Genomic DNA, 22,116 nt, shown 5'->3' with positions numbered 1-22,116 from the left:
GTCCACGAGACACCGCTGTGCGTGCCGGCACGTACGACAACGCCGCGGGCATCGCCTTGCTGGACGCGCCAAGCCGAAACGCCTCGTCAAGCTCGACGCCCTCGCCGAGGTCGACACCGGCCGCTTCACCAAGAAGCAGTAGCCGACCGAAGCCCCGCGACCAGCAGCCCTGCCCCGACCTCACCTGAAAACGGGCATCAGGTCGCAAATCGTCCCTTAATGGGGCGTTTCATCCCGCTGTTTCATCCCAGGATCTGCGGTCGGTGGGGCTTCGGAGAGGTCGTCACCACCGTCGGTGCACGGTTGCTTTGGTGCCGGTCACCAGGCTTGCCGGTGGAACGTCATCGGCCACGACCGCGCCGGCGGCGATCACGGCATCACGGCCGATGCTGACGCCGGCAGGATCGTGGCACCGGCACCGATCCACACGTTCTCTGCAACGTCGATGGGCGCGCCGGTGAGGTACAGCCGCGTAGACCGTTCCCTGGTGCAGCACCCTCCCGTACAGCTCCGACAGCGCTTCGTCCGCCGCGGCCGCGTCTATACCGGCCAGTGCCCGGAGCAGGTCAGGGATGTCCTCCGCACTGCCGTACGCGTAGGAGGAGGAGGCCCAGGGAAGGGCGTCCAGGCCGTCGAGCGGGTGTGCGAGATCCATGCGAAGCATAGTGCCAGCCGGCCCTGACATCGCCCCGATACAGCCAGCCGAGGCTCACCGGAACACTCCCTGGCCTGCTTCGGGCCGTTTCCTACGTAGTGAGGCGGTAGTCAAAGTCGTCGTGGGGCGAGGAACGTGGAACCGAATCCCCGGGAGTCGATAGAGTCGCCCTCCGATCGACAACGCGTCAACCAGCCCTGCGGTTCCCACTGGCGCTCTATGGTCAACTCGCCTGTGTACAGGCTTACATGACGCTATCCTCCAGCTTCGGAGCGGTGGAGCGTGAAGCGGGGGATGGTGGACATGCGGTTCGTCTTCGTTCACGGAACGGGTGTGCGCCGAGAGCGGCACGATCATCTCTTCGGGCTGGTCAGAACTGGGCTCGCCACACACTTCCCCCAGGCGGAGATCACTTCCTGCTACTGGGGTGACGACCACGGTGCGACTCTGGCGTCGTCGGGCGCCTCGGTTCCCGGTCTGCGTTCAGGGCGAGCCGGTGGCACCGGCTCGCTGGCCACCGCGGCCCCCTCGGACCTCGCTGTGGCTGAGTGGCAGCTACTGATGACCGATCCGCTGTGCGAGCTGCGGCTGCTGCCCGAGCTGGGAACCGACGACGGCGGCCTGGGCATGCCAGGGGTACGAGCCGCCGGTTCCGAGGTCGCGGACCGACTGGCCGCCCTGCCGCGTCACCCGGCCGACGACGAATTGGCCGAGCTCCTGAAGAGCACGTCTCTGGACGGCGCGTACGCGTCGGCGCTGAACCTCGTAGCGGACTCGGAGGAGTTCGAGGCGGCCTGTACCGCCGCTTCGGACCAGGCCGAGGCCTGTGACGTGGCAGCCGCCGCAGCGCGGGCCGTCATGGCGCAACTACTCGCCGATTCATCGGAGTCGGCCCTGTGCACGGGGGACGAGCGCGACCGGATCGTTGATATCGTCACGAGCCGTCTCGGCGGCACCGGACGTGGGGCCGCAGGCCGCGCCGGCGCCATACTTCTCCGTCTCGGGATGCGCTTGACGACCCAGCCCGCGCTCAACCACTGGCGCGGATCGATCACCACCAGCTCGGTTCCCGCCGTCGGAGACATCCTGCGCTACCAAGCACGGGGAGGGCCCCTGCGGGACAGCCTCACCAAGCACATCACGGCTGTCGACGAGCCGACCGTCATCCTGGGGCATAGCCTGGGCGGCATCGCGCTGGTCGACGTACTCGCCCTCGCCGCGATCCGCCAGGAACCGCTGCGGAACGTGCGGCTCCTCGTGACGATCGGATCCCAGGCACCGTTCCTTCACGAGCTGGGAGCATTGACCGGCCTTCCGCCGGGTGCCTCGCTGCCGCCGGGGTTTCCCCGCTGGCTCAACATCTACGACCGGGCGGACCTCCTCGCCTACTTGGCGGAACCGGTCTTCCGTACGTCGTCCCAGGTGACCGACCACGAGGTGGCGAGCCGCCAGCCCTTCCCTGTAAGTCACAGCGCCTACTGGAAGCTCGGCCTGGTGTACGACCGGATCGCGAAGGAGATCGAGGAGCTGGGGTGACGGAATCGTTCACACCACCGATCGAGCTCGTACCGGAACGTGTCCATGCCCTGGTGGTGGGTATTGAGACCTACGAGGTGAGTCCCGAGTGGGACCTCCCCGGTGCCGGACGGGACGCCATCCGGTTCGCGGACTGGCTGACCGGAACCGCCGGGGTCCCCCTCAAGAACGTGCGGCTGCTGCTGTCTCCGCGGGCACGCTCATGCGGTGCCCTGTCGGAGCTCCCATACGAGTCCCGGGACGCGACACTGGCGAACGTCCACAGCGTCATGTTCGACGAACTGCCCAACTGCGACGGAGACCTTCTGTGGATCTACTGGGCGGGGCACGGTTACATCGACACCAGTGACCGGCTGCTGCTCCCCTACCAAAACGCCACGGCGAACATCACACATCACTTCAACCTCGGCTCCGCTCTCCACTGGTGGCGCTCCGACGCCGTCCAGCGCGGCCGGTTCCCATATCAGATCGCCATCACCGATGCCTGTCGCATCGATGCAGCCGACAAGGCACGACTGAACTTCGGAACCAATGACTACGGAGGCAAGAAGACCCTCCCGGACCGGCAGCAGTTCGTCCTGTACGCCAGCCGACTCGGCGAGCTCGCCGGGAACATGACCGAGCGCGGCGCGGGAGAATTCACGGACAAGCTGTTGCAGCGTCTCGCCGGAACTGGGCTCGCCGAGGCCGTTTGGGGCCTGGACGGCATCGCCCGTCAGGTCGTGGCCGATTTCGCCGAGGCCCACAGCGTAGGGCTCGCCTGGCAGCATCCGGAGTTCGTCTACGAACGAGGTTGGGACGGATTGCCGATCTTCGGACAGTCCTGGGCCGACCTGCCGCAGCGCGACCACGCACCCTGCCTTGACCAGCAAGCATGGAACGAGCTGGGCAGCCTGCTCAGAGGGCTGGAGCTGCCACCCTTCACTTACGACGCGTACCGGTGGGCGTTCGAGATCAGCGGCTGTGTGCCGCCGGTCACACGGGCGCTGCCCTCAACTGACCTGATTGACATCGCCCGCGATCTGGACCGGCGGCACGGCGGCACCAGCCGCGTGGCTCTCGTCCTGCCCTTCGTACGCCACCTGGCCAGAAGGAGCTGCGACCGGGTGTGGGCCGACAAGGCCGACGCGTGGGTGGACGCCACCGTCGCTAGGACGGGCGCGGCTCCAGTCCCACCGGCGCCGGGACTCCCCGCCGAGGAGCCGACCCTTCACATGAGACTCGCCGGTGACCCCCAGGACGACGCCCTGTTCTGGGCCCGAATGTGGATCCACAGAGCGGAGGGGGCCTTCGAAAGCCTCTGGGAGTCCCAACAGGCGATCACGCTGGACGAAGTGCGTGACCGGATGGCCCAGGAGATCAACGCCATGACCGCGGGCGCCGACCGGCCGCCCTGTGGTTTCGCCCGGATCGAGTTCGATGTGCCGTACGGGCTGCTCGACGAGGAGTTCGAACGGTGGGAACTGCCGATCGGACGTCCCGGGCGTCCGCCACGCGAGCTCGGTCACCTCTACGAGGTTGTGATGCGGTGCCTGGACGAGCGGGTCGGCGTGGCCGCTGATTCCTGGCGCAGGAAGTGGGACTGGTTCAAGGCCCACGGCGGACAGAACACCGACGCCATGCGGCGCCTCCGGGACGAGGACATCAACTCGACCCTCGACCTCGTGCTCACGAAGGACGTGGCGCCGGTGTGCGTGATCGCCGAGGTCTCGGACACACGGGTCGCGGACACCATCGACGCCATCCTCGACGCAGGCGTGCCCATCGCGGTGTGGCCCCGTGCTCAACCCTCCTCCGGCGCGGAAGGCATGGAGAACACCTTGACCCACTTCAACGACGTGCGGGCGCTTCCCAAGGACGTGCGCGACGGACGCATCGGCGCGCAGTGCCGGCCACTCGCCCTGCTGTGGGACAACCCGGACCGCATACCCGACAACCGGTTCGCGGTCGTGGCGTACGGGGCTCAGGAAGGGAGGACGGAAGCATGAAGGACTGGTGGATCTATCGAGGTCCAGGAGACGCCGATGCCAGGCTCGCCAGGCTGGCCGCGCAGGAACCGCCGTGGCGCACGTTCAATGGCGTCCCCGATGCTGGCTACGCCCGGCCGGACGAGGAGAGCGCCGCCTGCAAGGAGACCCTGCGGCGTGGTGAGGGATATGTTCCGGACCAGGCGGAGAAGGAAGCGGTCAACACCGCCCTCTACCTTCGCCGCCCGCTGCTCATCACCGGCAAGCCCGGCGTGGGAAAGTCGACACTCGCGCACAGTATCGCGGCCGACCTCGGCCTCGGCCCTGTGCTCCACTGGCCGGTGACCAGCCGTACGACCCTACGCGACGGCCTCTATCACTACGACGCGCTCGGCAGGCTCCATGACGCCAATCTGTACTCCCTGAGCACTCGGTCCACACCGGCGGGCCACGAGGACGCCCCGAACAGCGCCGCCACAGCTCCCGGCCCGTCGGACATCGCCCCGTACCTGCGGTTGGGCCCGCTCGGCACCGCTCTGCTGCCCGACGGGAAGCCCCGCGTGTTGCTGGTCGACGAGATCGACAAGAGTGACATCGATCTGCCCGGTGACCTGCTCACGGTCTTCGAGGAAGGGTCCTTCGAGATCCCCGAACTGGCCCGCGTCGCCCAGCAGCACCCCTCCGTGCGCATCGGCACGGCCGACGACGCCAAGGCCGACGCGCTCGTGGAAGGAGGCCGCGTCCAGTGCAAGTCCTTCCCCATCGTCCTGCTCACGAGCAACGGCGAGCGCGACTTCCCGGCCCCCTTCCTTCGGCGCTGCATCCGGCTTCACCTGGAGCCGCCGAGCCAGGACAAGCTGGTGCGCATCGTGCGCCAACGGCTCGGCCTGACCTCGGAGGACGACAGCGCGTACTCAGACCTGGTGGCGGACTTCCTCGCACGGCGGCAGGACGGCGACCTGGCGACCGACCAGCTACTCAACGCCGTCCAGCTCCGCCTAAGCGGTGCCTGGACCGATCCCGAGGACCGGAGCCGTTTCCTCGGCACCGTGCTCCAGCGGCTCAACGGGCCAGCCGCGCCATGAAGGTGATGCCGTGATCGAGGAGCTGTCCGACGCCTTGGGCGACGCAGGGGTCGATGCCTGGCCGGAAGAACTGGCCGACATCATCTGGCTCGCCGGCCTCATCGACTCCGCCCGCGAGGCGGAGGAAGGGGCCGCTGCCGACGACCCCGGCCACGCGCCGGCGGAGCCGGCCGACGCGGAGTCCCCGGAAGCGGACGCCGAGCGGCACGGCGAACACCAGCTCTACAACGACGACACCACGGCCGGCCTCGGGGATCAGAGTGGCCACGCGGGCGAATCCGTCCTGGTCCGGCGCGCACCGGCGCTCGACGACTCGCTCGGCATCATGCGGGCCCTGCGCCCCTTGGGGAAACGGGCCATGGCGGCCGGCCACACTGAACTGGACGAGGATGCCACGGTCCTCGCGTCCGTCGAGCACCGCATGTTGGTGCCCGTCATGCGCCCGCCGCGGGGCCGCTGGCTCGACTTGGTCATCGTCGTAGACACCCACCACACCATGGTGTTCTGGCACGACGTGGTGACCGAGCTCTGCCGCGCCGTCACCCAAACCGGCTTGTTCCGAGACGTCAGGGTCTGGTACCTCGGCGAACCCGATCTCACGGGCGCGCCCACGGTCGCCCGCACGCCTGGCGGTGAACCGCGCAGCGCACAGGAACTCACGGACCCCTCCGGACACCGTCTGGTCCTCGTCGTCACGGACACGGTCGCCGAGCACTGGGGCGGCCAGACGATGGCCCGCGCCCTGCGCCGATGGGCGGCGCACGGCCCGGTCGCCGTCGTGAACGTCATGCCGAGGCGGCTGTGGGACCGGGGAGCGGTGACCCCCAGCGGCATGCTCGTGCGAGCCGCCCGCCCGGCGGCACCGAACGGAACATGGCGGCTTCGCCCGGCCAGCCGCCGGTCCCGGCCTGGCCGGGACCGATCCGCTCGCGACGTTTCCATCCCCGTGGTGGAGGCCGCCCCCGAGTCGCTCGCGGCCCTCGCCTCCCTCGTCGCAGGCGGTGGCCGATGGATGCGGATGACCTGTCTGAACATCGACCGCAACGACTCCGCCTCGCTACCGGAAACCTCCGTGGCGGCCTCGGCGCGGCCTGCCCCTCCGGTGTCCCTTCCATCGGCCGAATCCGCGCTGCGGCGATTCCAGGCGACCGCTTCGCCGCCCGCCCGGCGCCTGGCCGGCCATCTCGCCGCCGTTCCCGTCACACTGCCCGTCATGACCCTCGTGCGCCGGGCCATGGTGAAGGAATCCGACCACGGTCACGTGGCGGAAGTGGCGCTGGGCGGCCTGTTCCAGCCGTGGCATCCGCTGCCACCGCACACGGAACTGGACCGCTACATGTTCCAGTTCCTGCCAGGGGTACGCGAAGCCCTCATGGGCGGACAGGACCGTCAGGACATCACGGCCGTGCAGGAGCTCGTCCGGAGATCAGTCTCGGCGTACCTGGAGCAGGTGCCGATGACCGGAGGCGAGTTCCGGGCGGTGCGTGTGGGGCCGCACGCCACTGAGGGAAGTCGTGTGCTGGCCCCCGAGTCTCTTCCGTTCGCCCACGCCAAGGGGACCAAGGCGGCTCCGGTGGGGGTACCCCTTTCGGAGTCGAGGCAGAGGGGACGCATGGACTTTCTCGGGCCGGCGTATGCCCCACCCTCGCACCACGCCGCCTCCTTGCAGCATGTGGTGCGGAAGGCCGAGGAGGGGACGAGCCAACTGGTCGTCATTACCGGTCCAGCCGGGTCGGGCAAGACCCTGTCCGCTTGGGAGTCGGTGCGGCAGCTTCCGGACAACTGGCGTATCTGGGAGCCGCGTTCCGTCGAGGAATTCTTGGAAGAGGCCGACAGGGTGGGGCCGCGCACTGTCGTCTGGCTTGACGACATTGACGGTATCGCTTCAGGTCATGCTGAAGAGGTCGGCAATCGAGCGGCGCAAAGTGTCGCCCGTCTAATTGAGCACGGAAGCCGGAGCCGTGGTCCCATCCTCACCTTCGTGATGAGACGGACACGGGACGAGACACATCCGTTCGCGTACCTAGAGGGACGTGCCCATCTCATCAACTTGGAGGGCCCGGACGATCCGGGGGGAGCGCTACGGCTGCCTGCTGTCCCTCACATCGCTGACACGCTCGAGTCGACACCCCAGCCGGCTCTAGCGGTGTTGTCGGCCGCCCTCGGCGCCAGGGCTCTGGGCGTAGGCCCGGCCCTGGCCGGGAGGGTGCTGGCAGAAGCAGCTCCGGCATACATGAACTCCGACGACCGGGCTCGGCTGCAGGGGGACTGGTTCCAGACGGCCTTGGACCGTCTGTCGTCGACTGCGCACGGTCCGGCGCTCCTTGTCGGGGAGCACACAGCAAAGGCAAACCCGTACGACAGTCAGTTCCGGCTCCACGAGTCCTTGGACGGGGTAAGCCCGCCGGAAGGCGAGCTGCCGGATGGCCTGTTGAACGCTTTGCTGCACGGGAGCAGCGCGGACGAACGGGCCCGCATCGGACGGGTCCTGCGAGAGAGTGGAGATCTGGGCCGGGCCGCGGAGTTCGATCGATCGGCATCCACGACCCGGGCTCCAACAGATTCGTCCTCCCTGGACGACGCCGTCGTGCTCGTTACGACCAATGGAGTGCGGGGAAGCGGCGTGCTGGTGGCGAGGGGGGTGCTGACCGCCCTGCGCCTGGTGAGCGACGCGCGTCAGATCACCGTAACCCTGAGGGGCAGGGATTACGCGGCCGAGGTCCACTCCTCACAAAGGGATGTCGCCCTGCTGAAGATCCTGGATCCGAACTGGCTGGATGGGACGGCCGGAGCGATGGACAGGTCCTCACAGAAGATCCGTGCCGGGCAATGGGTTCAGGTACAGGGCTTCACGGGTAACGGGGGCAGACTCCAGCTGCGATGCAAGGTGGCGAATCTGGCCGGGTCGCGTATGGCACCACTGATCCTTGATCCTGTGACGGATGCCCTGAGAGCGCTCACCGGCCTTCTGGGGCTGAACGGCGCCCCGATCATGGATGAGGAGGGGCAGCTGATCGGCCTGGTGACAGACATGACCGAAGCAGCGATGCAGCCCGGCGCACCGCTGGTCGGGATCCACGTATCGTCCCTCGACCGGCTTCTCGGCACCACCGGGAAGTCTGCTTCCAAGCGCCATCCTCACCTGCCGAGTCTGCGCGGATCCCGGGCAGTGCTGGTGGCCTCAGAGAGTGCGTCATCGCCGGGCCTTCCCGCAATCCCTTCCGTCGTCCCTGGAGCGGAGCGCCTTCACACCCTGCTCACGCAAGAGGGCCCTACCCCCGTCTTCGCCCCTCAGAACGTGACAACCCTGCTCGAGCCAGCCACGCCGTCGGACGTCCTGGATCCGTTGCGCGAAGCCGCTTCCGAGACCCGTGACGTCCTCCTCTTCTACTTTGCAGGTCACTCCATTCTTGACAGCAAGGGCGAGCTCCATCTCGTCTGCTCCTCCTCCGACCAGCAAGATCCGGCCGGAACGGCCATCAGTACCCAGACGATCACCGACATTCTGTTGTCCAGCCCCGCGCGGCGGCGCCTTGTGATCGCGGACTGTGACTACAGCGGGCGCTGGCCATCGAGCGGCGGTGTTTGGATGCTGGGAGCGACGGACGACCAGACTCCCGCCCGCGCTCCGTTCGATAGCCGATACACCACGTTCACAGGTGCTCTCACCGAGGTGCTCCACGACGGAACCCCTCACAGCACGTCACCAGTGCTAGACCTACAACTGATCTACGATGAGCTCGTCCTCGCACTACATACGCAGGGCGGCCTGCCTGCTCCGTTGTTCAGGAGAACGCAGCCCACAGAGCTGGCTCTTGGCTTGAACCGTGCACTAACAAAACCGGTCAGGCAGCGGGGTACCGTAAAGTGGTTCAACACCGAGAAGGGATACGGCTTCATCGCGGTCGACGACGGTCCGGACGTCTTCGTCCACTACTCACAGCTCCAGATGCCGGGCTTCCGAACTCTCGAGGAAGGGCAGCGGGTGGTCTTCCGCATGGCCCAAGGTGCGCAGGGGCCTCAAGCGTCGGACGTCCATGTGCTCGCGACGCAGTAGCCTGCCGTCTCTCACCATGACCCCTGGAGAGATTCTCGGCATGATGCCGAAGTAAGGGCTCGTGTCTTGCCTGGCCTACGGCTTACCTGAGCTGCACCCCCGTGCCAGGAAGCATCTGAGGCCCTTCGATGCGCTGCTGGAGTTCGGCGATCTGGCCGGTGATGCAGCGGGCATAGGCAGCGGGCATAGCTGGAGAGCAAGACCGGAACGCTGTTGCCGGCCCATTCGGCGACCTGGGCGGGCGGGATGCCGTTGTTGAGCCAGGTCGTCAGGTGTGCCGGAGGTCGTACACGCGCTTCCCGACAGGCGACTTGACCTCGTGGTCAGGCAGGACGGCCTTGCGGGCCTTGCCCCAGATCCGCCGGTAGACCGAGCCCGACAGGAAGCCACCCTTCTCTCCGGGGAAGAGTAGGTCGCCCGGCTTGAGCTGATCGCGCGCGATCAGGCCCCGAAGGCTCCCGACCAGGTCGGGGTGTACGGGGACGGTGCGGGAGTCGCCGGATGCCCGGCCCTTGAGGTCGCGGGTCTCGTGGACTTCGCCGTCGTCGGTCCAGTGGCTGCCGACCTCGGGTTCTGCCGTGTGGACACGGAGCTCGCCCCAGCCGGTCGCTGGGAGGACGGCGTCCTCGACTCGCAGGGCGACCGCTTCCTCCGGGCGCAGGCCGGCGTAGTACAGGGTCGCGAAGAACACGGTGAGCCGATGGCCGGTGCGAGGCCGGGCGGCGATCCAGGTAAGCAGGGCGGCCACCTGGTGGGGGTTGAGGAGGGATAGCTTGTCGACGGCGCCGGAGGTCTTCGGGGCACCGTTCTCCTCCTTTCCTTTGGGCATGGGGTTGGCCCGGAGGATGTTCTGGCGGACGGCATAGCGCAGGGCCACGTTGAGGATGCGGCGGTAGCGCTTGGCGGAGCTGGCGGCAGCCGGCGTGCCATCGAGGACGGTGTCGAGCGCGTGAAGGACGGCGTCGACGTACTTGGTGTCCTCCCAGGCGCTCATGGGCAGCGAGTTGCGCCGGATCCACGCCAGGATCGCGCGGTACTCGGACGGGGCCTCGTCCCGGCGGTTCTTGTTGAAGGCGTACTCGCGCAGCGCCTTGCGGACGTCGACTCCCTCGTACTGGACGGGTTCGGCCTGGAGGAGGGCGAGCGTGGCCTTGGTCAGGGCCTTGGCGGTGCTGATGCGGTTGTTCGCCGAGATCCGGGGCCACTTCATGTCGACATACTGGAGGGCGAAGTCGTACCAGGTGATCGCGGCGGACGACGCGGCGTGGGAGACAGGCCGGCCGGTGTCCTGGTCGAAGGGCTCGCCGTTGTTGGCGGGGACGAGCAGGGTGGCGCGGAAGGATTCGGCGAGTGCGCTCTTCTTGAACGTCTCGCCGTGCCGCCGACCGTTGACCGACCAGCGGACGGTGTAGGTGATGCCGCGCTTCCCCTCGTAGACCTCCGTCTTGTAGAAGCGGACCTTGTAGGACCGGTTGGTCACGCGGCCGCCTCACAGTCGGAGAGCCAGTTCTCCAGGTCGCTGCGGCGGATGCGCAGGCTGCCGTTCGGCAGTTTCACGCACCGGGGTGCGCGCCCTTTCTGGCGCCAGTCGTAGAAGGTGGACCGGGAAATTCGGAGCTCTCCGCAGAGCTCATCGACGGTGAGCTTTTATTCGGAGCGGCGTGTGACGGGTATCGGGGATCGGGGATCGGCGCAAGATTTCTCTCTCGGGAAATGGACATACCTCTGGCAGGAACCGGGACGGCTAGGCGTTCCGGGACCACAATGATCCGGAGAATCCCCGGTTTGGCTAACCGGCGATCGTCGGCTATGTTGCGCCCGCTCCGATCGGCTCCAGTCGCGTGCGAGGGTCGGCGAGGAGTACGTGGGGCGGGGTTCCGAGGGCGGCGGCGATGGCGACGAGGTCGTCGATGTCGCAGCGTCGGACGGTGCGTTCGATGCGGGAGAGCGCGGTGAAGGTCATGGGCCGGCCGAGGGCGGTGACGCGGGCGGCGAGCTGGCGCTGGGAGTAGCCGCGGGCGGTGCGGGTGCGTTCGATGGCGTGAGCGGTGGCCCGTCCGGCGGGTCCGATTTCGAGGGGGCGTGGCGGCATTGGTGTGTTGTAGCTTGCGTACCGGCCGCTTGGGAACACTTTCCTGTCTGCCGTGAGCAATGCCCCGACCACCGGCATATTTCCGGGGTTGATTTCGCCAACTGCGTTTTCCGGTCTACAGTCACCGGACCGCCGAAGCGAGTTGTGGCGGATTCCAGAACCAAGTCTGGACTTTCACGCACCGGGTGTGGCTGTGTTGTCCACGCACCCCGGCCTCGCCGGTTTCCCTGCCCTCGTTTTCGAAAGGTGGTCGATCGGCATCGCCCGTATCCGCACGATCAAGCCCGAGGCGTTCGCGTCCGAGTCCCTCGCGGCCGTGTCCCTCTCTGCCGCTACGAGGGCGACGACGACAAGCGGTACCTGCACATCGTCTCCTTCGCCAAGCACCAGAAGATCAACCGTCCCAGCGGCGTCCGGAACCCCGCCTGCCCGCACCACGACCTCGGTGTCACGCGTGAGCCCTCACCGCCGATGCACGGAGCATTCACGGAGCCCTCCGTGAAGGGGCAGGGAGGAAGCACGGAGGCTGCCGTGAATGGCGAATCCGCAGGTCAGGTGCGATTCAGCGAGCCCTCACCGCAGGTGCGTGGAGGACTCACGGAGCCTGCGGTGAGCCCTCACGGTCCGGATCTAGGACCTAGGAACAGGGATCTAGGAACTACCCCGTTGGGGGGCGTGAGCGCCCCCGCACCCCAGACCGTCTCGGCGAAGGACCTCATCGGCGAGTACGCCGCCGCGTGCGCCCACCGACCGCCCCGAGACGTCCTCAGCCATCTCGGCGGGCAGGTGCGCAAGCTCCTCGACGAGGGCATCGACCCCGCCCACGTCCGGGCAGGTCTCGCACGGCACCGGACCAAGGGCCTGCACCCGAGCACCCTGCCCAGCCTCGTCCACGAGGCCATGAACGCCTCCGCGCCCGCGTCCGCCGCCGCCCACCGGCCGTGGACCAACCCCGCCGACGTCGCCGCAGCCTACGGAGGTGACCTGTGACCGCCACCCTCACCCGGGAGCCGCACCAGGTCGGCCGGATCGCCGACCGCCTCGGCGCCATCCTGACCCAGCGAGGAATCGGCTCCGAGGCCATCGCGCACGAGCCTCCGCCGGAGCGCGTCACCGCGCTGGAGCTGGCCGACGCCCGCATCCCGGCCCGCTACCGGCACGCCCTGACCGACCACCCCCAAGTCACAGCCTGGGTGGACGAGATCGCCCGCGCCAGCCGCCCCGGACCGGCAGGCGCACCGGGCATCTCGGAGGGCTCGTCCCTGCTGATCGCCGGCCCCACCGGCACCGGCAAGACCCACCAGGCGTACGGCGCCATCCGCGCCCTACTCGCCGCCGGAGTCCGCCTGCGCTGGGAGGCCGTCACCGCCGCCGACCTGTACGCCCGCCTGCGTCCCCGCTCCGGCTTCGACAGCGAGCGCGAGCTGCAGGTCCTCGCCAAGTGCCCGCTGCTGCTCCTGGACGACCTCGGAGCGGCCAAGACCAGCGAGTGGACCGAAGAACTCACCTACCGGCTGATCAACCACCAGTACGAACACCTGCGCCCCACCCTGATCACCACGAACCTCCCCACCGCCGACCTACGCACCGCCCTCGGAGACCGCGTCGCCTCCCGCCTCGCCGAGATGACCGAGCGCGTCATCCTCGACGGCCCCGACCGCCGCCGCACTCGCCCCTCCGCCTGACGGGTCCCCGCACTCCTGCCGTTGCCTCATCCCCTGGGAGAGGCCAGTGCCGCACCCGGCAGCCGGCGATCGAGTGGAACTGCAGCTGGGGAACCTGTCGTTGAAGACCAGGCCAGGTGCGGAACCAGCCGAACCGGGCCATCCGAGTCGGCTTGCGAGTCCCCCGAGGACCACGACCGGCGGACCGGGGACCGGTCCCTCAACCGTCGGGGACTGAGTGGGGACCGTCCGGGGACCGGGGACCACCGAGCTGCAAGACCCGGGGACCGCAAGGCGCTTGGGGACGGGGGACCGGGGACCGGGGACCGGGGACCGGCTCCAGCATCTCGACCGTCGCAGGGGACCGTGCAAAGGGGACGTCGACTGTCGACGTCCCGTCCCGTCCCGGCAACCCGAATCCGCCCCCGGCCGGCAAACGGCCAGGTCACACCGGATATCGCAGTAGCCACCCATCCAGATTCCAACCATGGGACCGGGGACCGGTCCCTAAGCGATCGGGAAGCCAAGCAGGTACCGACTCGGGACCGCGACCCATCAAGCACAGCGCCTCGGGACCGAAGGACGCCCACGGGGACCGGGACCTGTCCCCACCGGATCGGCGCAGATCAGGCTGTCACGGTCCCCTCCACCATCAATCTCAGGAGACACCTCCCATGCACGACACGCACCCCACCCACAGCAGGCGATCGCCGCCGTCCCAGCCCCGGGCGGAGCAAGGTATGACGTTGGACCGTCCAAGGGCCGGTCCAACGCGGAAGCCTCCGCCCCGGGGGTGGCGGAGGCAAGGCCCCGGCGCGAGGGCGCACCGGGAGCTGGGATTGTCGTGCGTGCCGCCGACGAGGCCGCGCTGCACCGCGTCGCCCGCCGCCGCGCCCGCCAGGACGTACAGCGCAAGGAGCGCGTCGACGTCCGCTACAGCGTCGACGAGAAGACCGACATCCTCGCCGAGGCCCGTCGGCTCGGCCTGGCCGGCGCCCACCTCGTCGGTGCCATCGTCATGTCCCACCTGAACGGCGACCTCGCCCTGCCCGAGCAGCGCACCACGACCGATGACCTGATCGACGAGTTGGCGGCCTTGCGCACGCAGGTCGCCAGGATCGGCACGAACGTGAACCAGATCGCTCACCGCCTCAACGCCGGGGGCGATCCACGCCCTGGGGACACGGCCCTGTTGGCCGAGGCCGGACGGACAGTGGCCCTGGTCAGGGAGGCGGTCGCCGTGATCGACAGCACCGCCGATGTGGCCGCCACGAACCGCCGGGCGGCCTGATTGATCGCGCACATCGTCAAGCCCGGCCACAAGACCAGGGGCGTCCTCAACTACCTGTACGAGCCTGGCCGGGCCAACGAGCACACCGACCCGCACCTCGTCGCCTCGTGGGACGGCTTCGCCCCAGACCCCGGCCGCGACCCCGACGCCTGCCGCTGGGTCGCCGTCCGCCACGCCGACGACCACATCCACATCGTCGCCACCAAGGTCCGAGGCGACCTCCGCCCACCCCGCAACTGGAACGACTACCTGCGCGCCGACAACGAACTCGTCGCCATCGAGAAGGATTACGGCCTGCGCCAGGTTCCTCGCGGCGACCGGACCGCCGCCAAGCGGCCCACCCGCGCCGAACAGGAGAAGGCCCACCGCACCGGAAACGCCCGGACCGCTCGCGAGCGCCTGCGCACAGTGGTCCGAACCGCCGTCTTGGCTGCCACCGGCACGGAGGAGTTCTTCCGCGTCCTCGAAGGTGCCGGGGTCCTCGTGGACATCCAGCGCTTCCCCTCCGGCGACATCGGCGGATACAAGGTCGCCCTCGACGGCGACACCAACTCCCAGGGCCAGCCCGTGTGGTTCTCCGGCTCCACCCTCGCCCCCGACCCTTCCTACCCCAAGGTCAAGGAACGCCTCACCACCACCAGCAACACCAGCCCGGCGGCACCGCCCGAGTCCACTGCCTGGCGTCGGCTCACCCAGGCAGTCGACCAGCTCCCCGATCACCTCGCCCACGGCGAGGACGCAGCCGGGCAAGCCCACATCGGCGCCCTCGCCGAGGCCCTCGACGCCCTGCCCATCGTCGCGCCGACCGACTTCCGGCCCCAGCTCGTCCAGGTAGCCGCCGCGTTCGAGCGAGCCAGCCGCTCCCGCGTCCGCGCCCGCCACCAGCAGGCCCAGGCTACGCGGCGGGCAGTGAAGGCGATCCTGCGTGAACCCGCCCCCAAGGACGGAGCCCTCTTCGCGATGCTCCTCGACGCCGTCCTGCTGGCGGTCGTCGCTGCCCAGCACTGGCACGGCACCCGTGACCACAGCCAGCAGGCCGAGGCCGCCCGACAGGCGGCCGAGCACCTACGAACCGCCTACCACGTCGCAGCAGCCGAGCCGCTGGCCGTGCTCCACCAGCGCGGAACCCGGCTGCCCGAGTCGCTGCGCCGCCACCAGGCCAGCACCCTGCGTCAAGCGCTCCCGGATCTGGCCGAGCAGATCCTCGCGGAGCCCGGCTGGCCCGCACTCGCAGCCACCCTCGTCGCAGCGCCATCAGCCGGGCACAACCCCGGCACCCTTCTCGCCGACGCCGCCACGCAGCGAGAACTCGATACCGCCACCAGCCTCAGCGAAGTCCTCACCTGGCGCATGGCCCGCCTCAACGATCTTGCCTTGGACCCCCCCAGCCGTACCAACTCGACGGGCGGCGCAGCGTCTGCTGCCGCTATGGCTGCGCCGAGAAGCTCTCGGACCAAGTCCCGGCGAAGGGGGTTGTGAGGCGAAGACATTGCAGAGCGACGCCGCCTGGCATGTTCACGGAGTGAACAGCAGGAACGTTCACCCGGTGACCGATCGAACTGTCCACTGAATGGACAGGGGCGGGCTGTGCGACCGGCCGGCGGTCGTGCCCCAGGGGGCAGGCTCTCCAATTGGGGAGTCCGCCCGGGGTCCACGTCCGAGGCGTCACGCGCCCCTGCGCACTTGCGTGCGCCGAGCTCCCTCTTCGTACGGTCCGGCGGATGGTCAATCGCTCGCGCAAGCCACGAGGGGGAACTCTGTGAAGCCGACCGAGGAAGTGCTCGAGTACCTGACCCACTCGTCGAACGTCGCCGTCCACTCCGGCGACGCACTCGTCGGCAAGGTGGAAGCCGCCGTCGCGGCGGACGACAAGAAGAGAAAGGAGAACGACGACGAGCCCCTCCGCCGTAAGCCTCGCCTCGTCCCCATCCCGCGGGCAGAGCTGCCCCGGCAGTTCGCAGTGACCGTCTGGGACGTGCTGCACACGCTCGGCCGAGCCACTGCCCTGTCGTGGCGAGGCGCGGGCCGGGGTCTGGCAGAGCACTGGGGCGCTCTGAAGTACACGCAGGCCCTGGCGGGCGGCGGGGACTCGTTCCTCGGTCTCACCGACGAGGGCCGCCACATCGCGGACCACTACAAGTCGCTGCAGTCCGGCGAGCTCGGCATCGGCTTCGCGCTCACGCTCGCCGAGCATCTGCTGAGCCGCCGGTTCCCCGAACATTCGGTCGCGATCGTTCCCGCCGACACGGCGTTACGCGCGGGCTGGGCTCTGACCAGCAGGGACAAGGGCGAGAAGGTGCGGTACCGCTACCGCCCCCAATACTTCGCGGAGGTCTGGCGGCCGGGCGAGCCGTCGCTCGTCATCCCCATCGCCTGCAAGGGCAACCACAGCAACGCCGCCACGTCCGCCGACCAGCTGGCCTCCGCTTCCGCCCATGCCGAAGCGGTCCACATCGGAGCGTGGAACGAGACCCCCAGCCTGCTGTTCAGCACGGAGCTGCCGACGGACGGCACGGTGACCGTGCACGCCCTTCAGGCGCCGGGCCGGGGAGGACGGCTATCCGCGGCGCGAGTCCGGAAGGCGAACCTCGATGCGAAGCCGGCGGAGGAGAACGTCATGCCGGGCATCCAGCCGCCGGTCGAGGGTGTCGTGGCTCCGGAGCCCGTGCCCGGCTGCCACGTAACGCCCACGTACTACCCATGGTTCCAGGAGACCCTCGCACACACGACGGCAGCCGGACTCATGGCATTCACGGGCTCCGGCAAGGCAACGGCCCGTCACCTGACCGAGCGGCAGGGAAACAAGCGCTTCACCGGCTTCGAACACGCGGCCAGCACGAGCGTGCAGGACATCAGCCACGAGCTGCTCGGGACCGAGTTCGCCGGCACGGACCACGTCTTCCGGCTGAACGGCCCCCGTGTCGAAGCGTTCTCTGGTGTGGACAAAAGACTCTTCCGTCTCCTTGCCGAGGGGCACGTCGAGGAGTACCGCGCCACCGTCCACGCGGCCCGTCACACTCGCCCCCAGTTAACGTTCGACGAGGACTGGGGCGGCCCCGTCTCGGTGCACGCCGACGGTTCGGTCTTCGCCCTCCGGCTGCTGCCTGGCCAGGACAAGGCGTCTTGACAGTGCTCCGGTCCGTGACGGTCTGACGTTCCCCTGATCGACGGTCCGTCCGGACAGCTCCGGGCGGATCGTCTCCCGCTGACCGGGCGACGTCGATAGGGCTGCAGCGCCGTGGACCGCCGCGCTCACTGCACTCCGCCCGTTCCCCAAGGGAACAATGATCCTGTTCCGTTGGGGAGCACCCGCGTTGTTCCCCAAGGGAACACTCTGGACAGGTCGCCGCGTGGGCGTGCGGGCCGCAGCGGGCCGCGCCGTGACGAAGACGCCGATCACCTTCCAGCGGAGCGGGGGATCTTACCGTCGAGCAGTTCCAGCGCCTCCTCCCACCGGAAGCGGTCCGCTCCTCCGCCCGCCTTCGGCCGGTGCGGCTCGTACGACCCGACCAGCACGCCCATGTCCCGAAGTTGGTCCAAACTCCGGCCGTAGGCCGGGTGTGCGGCCATGGCGGCGTTCACGTACGGCAGTACGGCGGTCGGGATGCCCATCCCGTACGACTCGCAGAGGATGCCCAGGGCGAGGGTGTCGGCGATGCCGGCCGCCCACTTGTTGACCGTGTTGAACGTGGCAGGGGCGACGGCGATGGCGTCGGCGGGCGGGAGCGGGCGCGGGGCGCCGGGGCTGCGCCAGGCCGAGCGGATCGGGTAGCCGGTCTGGGCCTCGATCGCGTCGGTGTCGAGGAAGCCGAGCCCTTGGGGTGTGGCTATGACGCCGACGCCCCAGCCCTGCTCCTGCGCGGCGCTGATCAGCTTGTGGGCATCGCCCGCGATGCCGGCTGCGCAGACGACGACGTACAAGAACGGCTGTGCAGTCACGCGGGAACTCCCAGTCGGCGGCTGAAGTGGTGGAGCTCGGGCAGCGTACGTCGCCGGTCGCGGGCGGCCATTTCGGCGACCAGGTCGCGGACGGCGGGTCGGCGTACGTCCTGAGCGGCGCAGGTCTCAGCGATGCGAAGGGCCTGGTAGCCCTCGGCGAGGCGGCCCTGCTGGTTGTAGGCGCGGGCTGCTTCGACCCACAGGGCCGCTCGGCGTTCGGGGACGGGGATGTGGCGGCGCATGAGGGGTGCGGCGGTGTTGAGGGCGATGCCGGCGTCACCGAAGGCGACCGCGGCGCTCACCGCATGTAGGGCGACGTTGGTCGGGCTGAAGTTCGCCCAGGCGTCCGGCCGGTCGAGTGCGACGTAGCGGGCGACGTCCCGGGCTTCGTCGAGGAATTCGCGGGTGGCGGCGCGGTCGCCGGCGGTGCTGGCGGCCGTCATGCCCCGCAGGGGGAGCAGGCCCACGGCGGCGAGATAGCGCGGGGAACGCTGGTCGTAGGAACCGGCGAGCTGTCCCGCCGTGTGGCGGACGAGAGTGACGGCTTGGGTGGTGTGCTTCTCGCGGGTCAGGACGTGGGCGTGGACGCGGACGCTGGAAGCGAGGACGACGGGGTCGCCGGAGCGCTCGGCTTCGGCCAGGGCGCGGCCCACCGCGAGCCAGGCGTTGCCGTGGTCCCCTTGCTTGAGCAGCAGGCTGGTCGAGGTCTGGTACGCGGTGGCCAGGAGTCCGGCCATCTCGGCCTCGTTGCGGTGGTCGCCTGCGGCTTCCCGCAAGTCGGCCAGGAGGTCAGGCAGGGTGGCCTCCAGCTCCGCGTAGTCGCAGGTGCAGAACAGACGCCGGGCTGAGGCCACGCGGGATTCCAGGGAGCCCGTATCTGCGGCGCCTCCCCGGCCGGAGACCGTCCGCGGACTGGGGAGGAGAGCGCGGACGAGGTCGTCGTGGGCAGCCGTGGCAGGCGCGGTGGGAGCCGTGAGGGAGGCGATGCTCGCGGCGAGGAAGGTGCGGCGGCGCATGTCTTCTGTCTCGGGATCGTCGGTCGTTTCTACGGACGGGCCGGGGTCGCTCAGGCCGAGGATGCGGAGCGGGATGCCGAGTTCGGCAGCGACAGCACGTAAGACACGGGTGTCCTCCGTGCCCCGTCCGCTCTCCAGACGGCTGAGCTTCGACTGGTGGTAGCCCAGCGCGGTGGCAACCTCCGCCTGCGAGCGGCCGGTGCGCTGGCGGGCGTGCTTGATCGTCTCGCCGATCTCCTCGGCCTCGGTCTTCACGTCTGCCATCCATGCCCTTCCGTCCGCGTCGAGCATGCCCCTGCGAAGGAGCGTAGGCGAGCGATACAGGGGCGTCATGCAGCTTCTGCATAGACGATGCGGTACGGGCACAGGGCGTCGCGAACAGAGCGTCCAGGGCGGTTCCTTGGGGTGGTCGATCCGACTCCTGGAGGCCGCTCGTGGAAGCGCACCAGCTCACCTTCACTCTCCCGCCAACACCGGTCGCCGTGCCCACGGCACGACACCAGGTGCGGAAGGCCATAGCCGCCTGGCCGACGGTGACAGCAGCGTCGGAAGCCATCCAGACGGCCGAGCTGGTCGTCAGCGAACTCGTCACGAACGCAGTCCGATACGCCGGCCACCAGCCGATCAGCGTCGCCGTCCAACTCTGCGCCGCGACCCTGCGCGTGGAGGTCAGCAACGCGATCCGCACCCTGCCCAAGCCGGCGCTGCCGGACGAGGACAGCGAGGGCGGACGGGTCTCTTCCTCGTCGGCGTCCTCGCAGACCGCTCCGGCACGGCGCCGACGGACTCCGGCAAGTGCTGCTGGGCCGAGATCGACATGGCTGTCCCGACTCCGGCCGGGGCTGCTGCCCCCTTGTCCCTTCCTACGCAGAGGAGTTGTACGTGAGTACCCGCGTCCCCGCCGTCACGTCTCAGGTCATCGCGATCCGGCCCAGCCGACCCCGCGCCGGTGCCGTGACGGTCGACGGCTCGAAGAACGCCGCGCTCCCGCTCGTAGCCGCAGCGGCAGCCCTCCTTCGCCCCGTCCGACTCGACAACGTGCCCGCCAGCTCGGACGTCCAGACCCTGCTGGACCTGCTGCGCCAGGCGGGCTGGAACACCGCCCCTCCGGTCGGCCACGACCACACCGTCCTCGTCCTTCCCCGCGAGGCGGCCCCGACGCCCGACGGCATGGGCGAGGCCGCGTCCAGCATCCGGGCCCCGTACTACCTCGTCCCGGCTCTGATCGCTCTGTGCGGCCGTGCCCGTCTCCCCTGGCCGGGCGGATGCCGGATCGGCGACCGCGGGATGGAGCAGCACTTCAAGGTGTACGAAGCCTTCGGCGACCGCGTCCGCGTGGACGACCGCGGGTACGTGGTCGAAGTCGGCAAGGCGGTACGTGGCACGGTGTCGCTGGTCCTGCCGTTCCGGTCGCGCGGGGCGACGATCGCCGCAGTCTTGCGCGCCGTGGTCGCAGGTACGCCGCTTCGGCTTGGACAGCCGAACCTCTCACCGGAGGTCCTCGGCGTCCTGAGCGCGCTGACGGCCGTGGGTTACAAGTGCCGTGCCGGCGAGCGCGTCCTCACCCTCGTGCCGCCGTCTTCCCTCTCGGAAGAAGACGTACCCGCCTGGAAGGTGCCGGGAGACAAGATCGAGGCCGGAACCCTGGCATGTGCCGTGGCCGCAACCGGCGGCACCGCGCGGATCAAGGGCGTCCGCAGCCCGATGTCGCGCCTCTGGTCACCGCCCTCCACCGGATGGGCATCCCCACGACCAACAAACCGGAGACCCTGGTCGTCCACGGACGGGACACCCAGCCGACCGGCCGCCCCCTGCGGGCCATGGCCACACTGGCCCCAGGCGGCCTCGACGCCGACTTCGAGCCGCCGCTCCTCGGCCTGGCCCTGGGCTTCCCCGGCACCCACCTGTTCTCGGACCCGATCAACCCCGGCCGCCACAGCAACCTCATCCCACAGCTCGTCCGCATGGGCGGCGAGATCACCGAACTGTCCTCCACCGAATGCCGGTTCACCGGTCCCCAGCGACTGACCGGTGCCGGAGTAGAGGCAACCGACATCCGCACGGGTTCGGCGCTGATGGTCACCGGCCTCACCGCCCGCGGCGTCACGACACTCGGCGGGGTCGACCAGATCCGCCGCGGCCACGCCGACCTGCCCGGAAAGCTCCTCGCCCTCGGAGCCGACATCTGCGAGGTCACCCCATGACCGCAGCCAGGCACTTCCAACGGATCACCGCCACCACTGACTTCCACTCGGCCTTCGACGACGCCGTACCGATGCTCGCGCACCTGCACGCCGCGAGGCACGACAGCTTCGTCGTCGACTGCGGGGACTTCTTCAAGGGCACGGGCTACTACCGGCTCGGTCAGGGCCGGATCGAACAGGACGCCCTCGTCCGTCTCTACGACGCTGTCGCCCCGGGCAATCACGGCTGGGACCACCACTTCGAACCCGACCTGTACGACATCACCGTGGCCGCGAACGCCATCGACGACGAGACCTGTGAGTTGCTCTTCCACCCAGTCCGCCTGGTGCGCGTCGGCACCCGGCGTGTCACCGTCACAGGCATCATGGGCCCGCAGGCGTTCAACGCCATCCCAGCCCACCAGCGCGCCGGCCACCGTGTCATCGAGCCCGTACGTGCACTGCGCGAGCTGATGCTGGCCCATCACCACCAGGCCGACTCCTGGGTGGTGCTGAGCCACTCCGGGTTCGACGAGGACCTCAAGCTGGCCGAGTCCTGCCCGTTCCTGGACGTCGTCTTCGCCGGGCACTGCCACAGCGACCGACCGGAGCCGGTGCGCGCCGGCGACAC

13 protein-coding genes and 4 pseudogenes are annotated in these 22,116 nt (G+C 69.2%); 11 read left to right on the top strand and 6 right to left on the bottom strand.

Annotated elements, in window-relative coordinates:
* Positions 1-283: 283 nt before the first annotated feature.
* Positions 284-471: pseudogene (locus ACZ7LT_RS12800) on the bottom strand (DapH/DapD/GlmU-related protein); the annotation flags it as partial.
* 745 nt (positions 472-1,216) lie between these two features.
* Between ACZ7LT_RS12800 and ACZ7LT_RS12795 the strand changes: the two are divergent.
* Genes ACZ7LT_RS12795 through ACZ7LT_RS12780 form a run of 4 tightly spaced genes read left to right on the top strand, consistent with a single transcriptional unit; the run spans position 1,217 to position 9,300 of the window.
* Complete coding sequence (locus ACZ7LT_RS12795) at positions 1,217-2,191, top strand: RBBP9/YdeN family alpha/beta hydrolase (protein WP_471236030.1); 975 nt, start codon at positions 1,217-1,219, stop codon at positions 2,189-2,191.
* Positions 2,188-4,179 (top strand): VMAP-C domain-containing protein, encoded by a 1,992-nt coding sequence (locus ACZ7LT_RS12790; RefSeq protein WP_471236029.1) that lies wholly within the window; start codon positions 2,188-2,190, stop codon positions 4,177-4,179. Before ACZ7LT_RS12795 ends, ACZ7LT_RS12790 begins: the two co-directional genes overlap by 4 nt.
* Entirely contained in the window at positions 4,176-5,243 is a 1,068-nt protein-coding gene (locus ACZ7LT_RS12785) for an AAA family ATPase (RefSeq protein ID WP_471236028.1), read from the top strand. Before ACZ7LT_RS12790 ends, ACZ7LT_RS12785 begins: the two co-directional genes overlap by 4 nt.
* A gap of 10 nt (positions 5,244-5,253) precedes the next feature.
* Positions 5,254-9,300 carry a caspase, EACC1-associated type gene (locus tag ACZ7LT_RS12780; protein ID WP_471236027.1) on the top strand — a complete coding sequence of 1,349 codons (4,047 nt, stop codon included), beginning with the start codon at positions 5,254-5,256 and terminating at the stop codon, positions 9,298-9,300.
* 268 nt (positions 9,301-9,568) lie between these two features.
* Here ACZ7LT_RS12780 and ACZ7LT_RS12775 read toward each other — a convergent pair whose 3' ends face one another.
* The 3 genes and pseudogenes from ACZ7LT_RS12775 to ACZ7LT_RS12765 all read right to left on the bottom strand — a co-directional run bounded on the left by ACZ7LT_RS12775 (position 9,569) and on the right by ACZ7LT_RS12765 (position 11,392).
* Positions 9,569-10,780, bottom strand: a complete 1,212-nt coding sequence (locus ACZ7LT_RS12775) for a tyrosine-type recombinase/integrase (protein WP_471236026.1) — start codon at positions 10,778-10,780, stop codon at positions 9,569-9,571.
* Positions 10,777-10,932 (bottom strand): annotated as a pseudogene (locus ACZ7LT_RS12770) (helix-turn-helix transcriptional regulator); the annotation flags it as partial. The pseudogene ACZ7LT_RS12770 and the gene ACZ7LT_RS12775, both read right to left, overlap by 4 nt.
* Positions 10,933-11,107: 175 nt before the next feature.
* Complete coding sequence (locus tag ACZ7LT_RS12765; protein ID WP_471236025.1) at positions 11,108-11,392, bottom strand: helix-turn-helix domain-containing protein; 285 nt, start codon at positions 11,390-11,392, stop codon at positions 11,108-11,110.
* A gap of 675 nt (positions 11,393-12,067) precedes the next feature.
* On the opposite strand from ACZ7LT_RS12765, the gene ACZ7LT_RS12760 reads away from it, so the two are divergent.
* The 5 genes from ACZ7LT_RS12760 to ACZ7LT_RS12740 all read left to right on the top strand — a co-directional run bounded on the left by ACZ7LT_RS12760 (position 12,068) and on the right by ACZ7LT_RS12740 (position 17,474).
* A complete protein-coding gene (locus ACZ7LT_RS12760; protein WP_471236024.1) occupies positions 12,068-12,382 on the top strand; it encodes a hypothetical protein in 315 nt (104 codons plus the stop codon).
* On the top strand, positions 12,379-13,077 hold the full coding sequence (locus ACZ7LT_RS12755; RefSeq protein ID WP_471236023.1) for an ATP-binding protein: 699 nt from the start codon (positions 12,379-12,381) through the stop codon (positions 13,075-13,077). The genes ACZ7LT_RS12760 and ACZ7LT_RS12755 overlap by 4 nt, the downstream gene beginning before the upstream one ends.
* 823 nt (positions 13,078-13,900) lie before the next feature.
* A complete protein-coding gene (mobC, locus tag ACZ7LT_RS12750) occupies positions 13,901-14,347 on the top strand; it encodes a plasmid mobilization relaxosome protein MobC (RefSeq protein WP_471236022.1) in 447 nt (148 codons plus the stop codon).
* Positions 14,348-15,826, top strand: coding sequence for a relaxase family protein (locus ACZ7LT_RS12745; RefSeq protein ID WP_471236021.1), 1,479 nt, complete (start codon positions 14,348-14,350; stop codon positions 15,824-15,826). It abuts the gene before it with no gap.
* Positions 15,827-16,106: 280 nt separating this feature from the next.
* Positions 16,107-17,474 carry a hypothetical protein gene (locus ACZ7LT_RS12740; protein WP_471236020.1) on the top strand — a complete coding sequence of 456 codons (1,368 nt, stop codon included), beginning with the start codon at positions 16,107-16,109 and terminating at the stop codon, positions 17,472-17,474.
* Between the two features lie 269 nt (positions 17,475-17,743).
* Here the strand turns inward: ACZ7LT_RS12740 and ACZ7LT_RS12735 are convergent, their stop codons facing one another.
* Complete coding sequence (locus ACZ7LT_RS12735) at positions 17,744-18,286, bottom strand: flavoprotein (RefSeq protein ID WP_471236019.1); 543 nt, start codon at positions 18,284-18,286, stop codon at positions 17,744-17,746.
* Positions 18,283-19,566 carry a helix-turn-helix domain-containing protein gene (locus ACZ7LT_RS12730; RefSeq protein WP_471236018.1) on the bottom strand — a complete coding sequence of 428 codons (1,284 nt, stop codon included), beginning with the start codon at positions 19,564-19,566 and terminating at the stop codon, positions 18,283-18,285. The genes ACZ7LT_RS12735 and ACZ7LT_RS12730 overlap by 4 nt, the downstream gene beginning before the upstream one ends.
* A 170-nt stretch (positions 19,567-19,736) precedes the next feature.
* Here ACZ7LT_RS12730 and ACZ7LT_RS12725 point away from each other — a divergent pair.
* Positions 19,737-19,937, top strand: a pseudogene (locus ACZ7LT_RS12725) (ATP-binding protein); the annotation flags it as partial.
* Between the two features lie 247 nt (positions 19,938-20,184).
* Positions 20,185-21,506: pseudogene (locus tag ACZ7LT_RS12720) on the top strand (UDP-N-acetylglucosamine 1-carboxyvinyltransferase).
* The last annotated feature ends 610 nt before the right edge of the window (positions 21,507-22,116 follow it).

The sequence above is a fragment of the Streptomyces sp. NPDC039465 genome (assembly GCF_055639315.1).
The sequence above is the reverse complement of the archived record's forward strand: the minus strand, read 5'-3'. Positions and strand labels throughout refer to the sequence as shown.

Coding starts and splice junctions, on each gene's coding strand:
- ACZ7LT_RS12795 (WP_471236030.1), top strand. CDS start 1,217: ATGACCGATCCGCTGTGCGAGCTGCGGCTGCTGCCCGAGCTGGGAACC.
- ACZ7LT_RS12765 (WP_471236025.1), bottom strand. CDS start 11,392: ATGCCGCCACGCCCCCTCGAAATCGGACCCGCCGGACGGGCCACCGCT.
- ACZ7LT_RS12730 (WP_471236018.1), bottom strand. CDS start 19,566: ATGGCAGACGTGAAGACCGAGGCCGAGGAGATCGGCGAGACGATCAAG.
- ACZ7LT_RS12785 (WP_471236028.1), top strand. CDS start 4,176: ATGAAGGACTGGTGGATCTATCGAGGTCCAGGAGACGCCGATGCCAGG.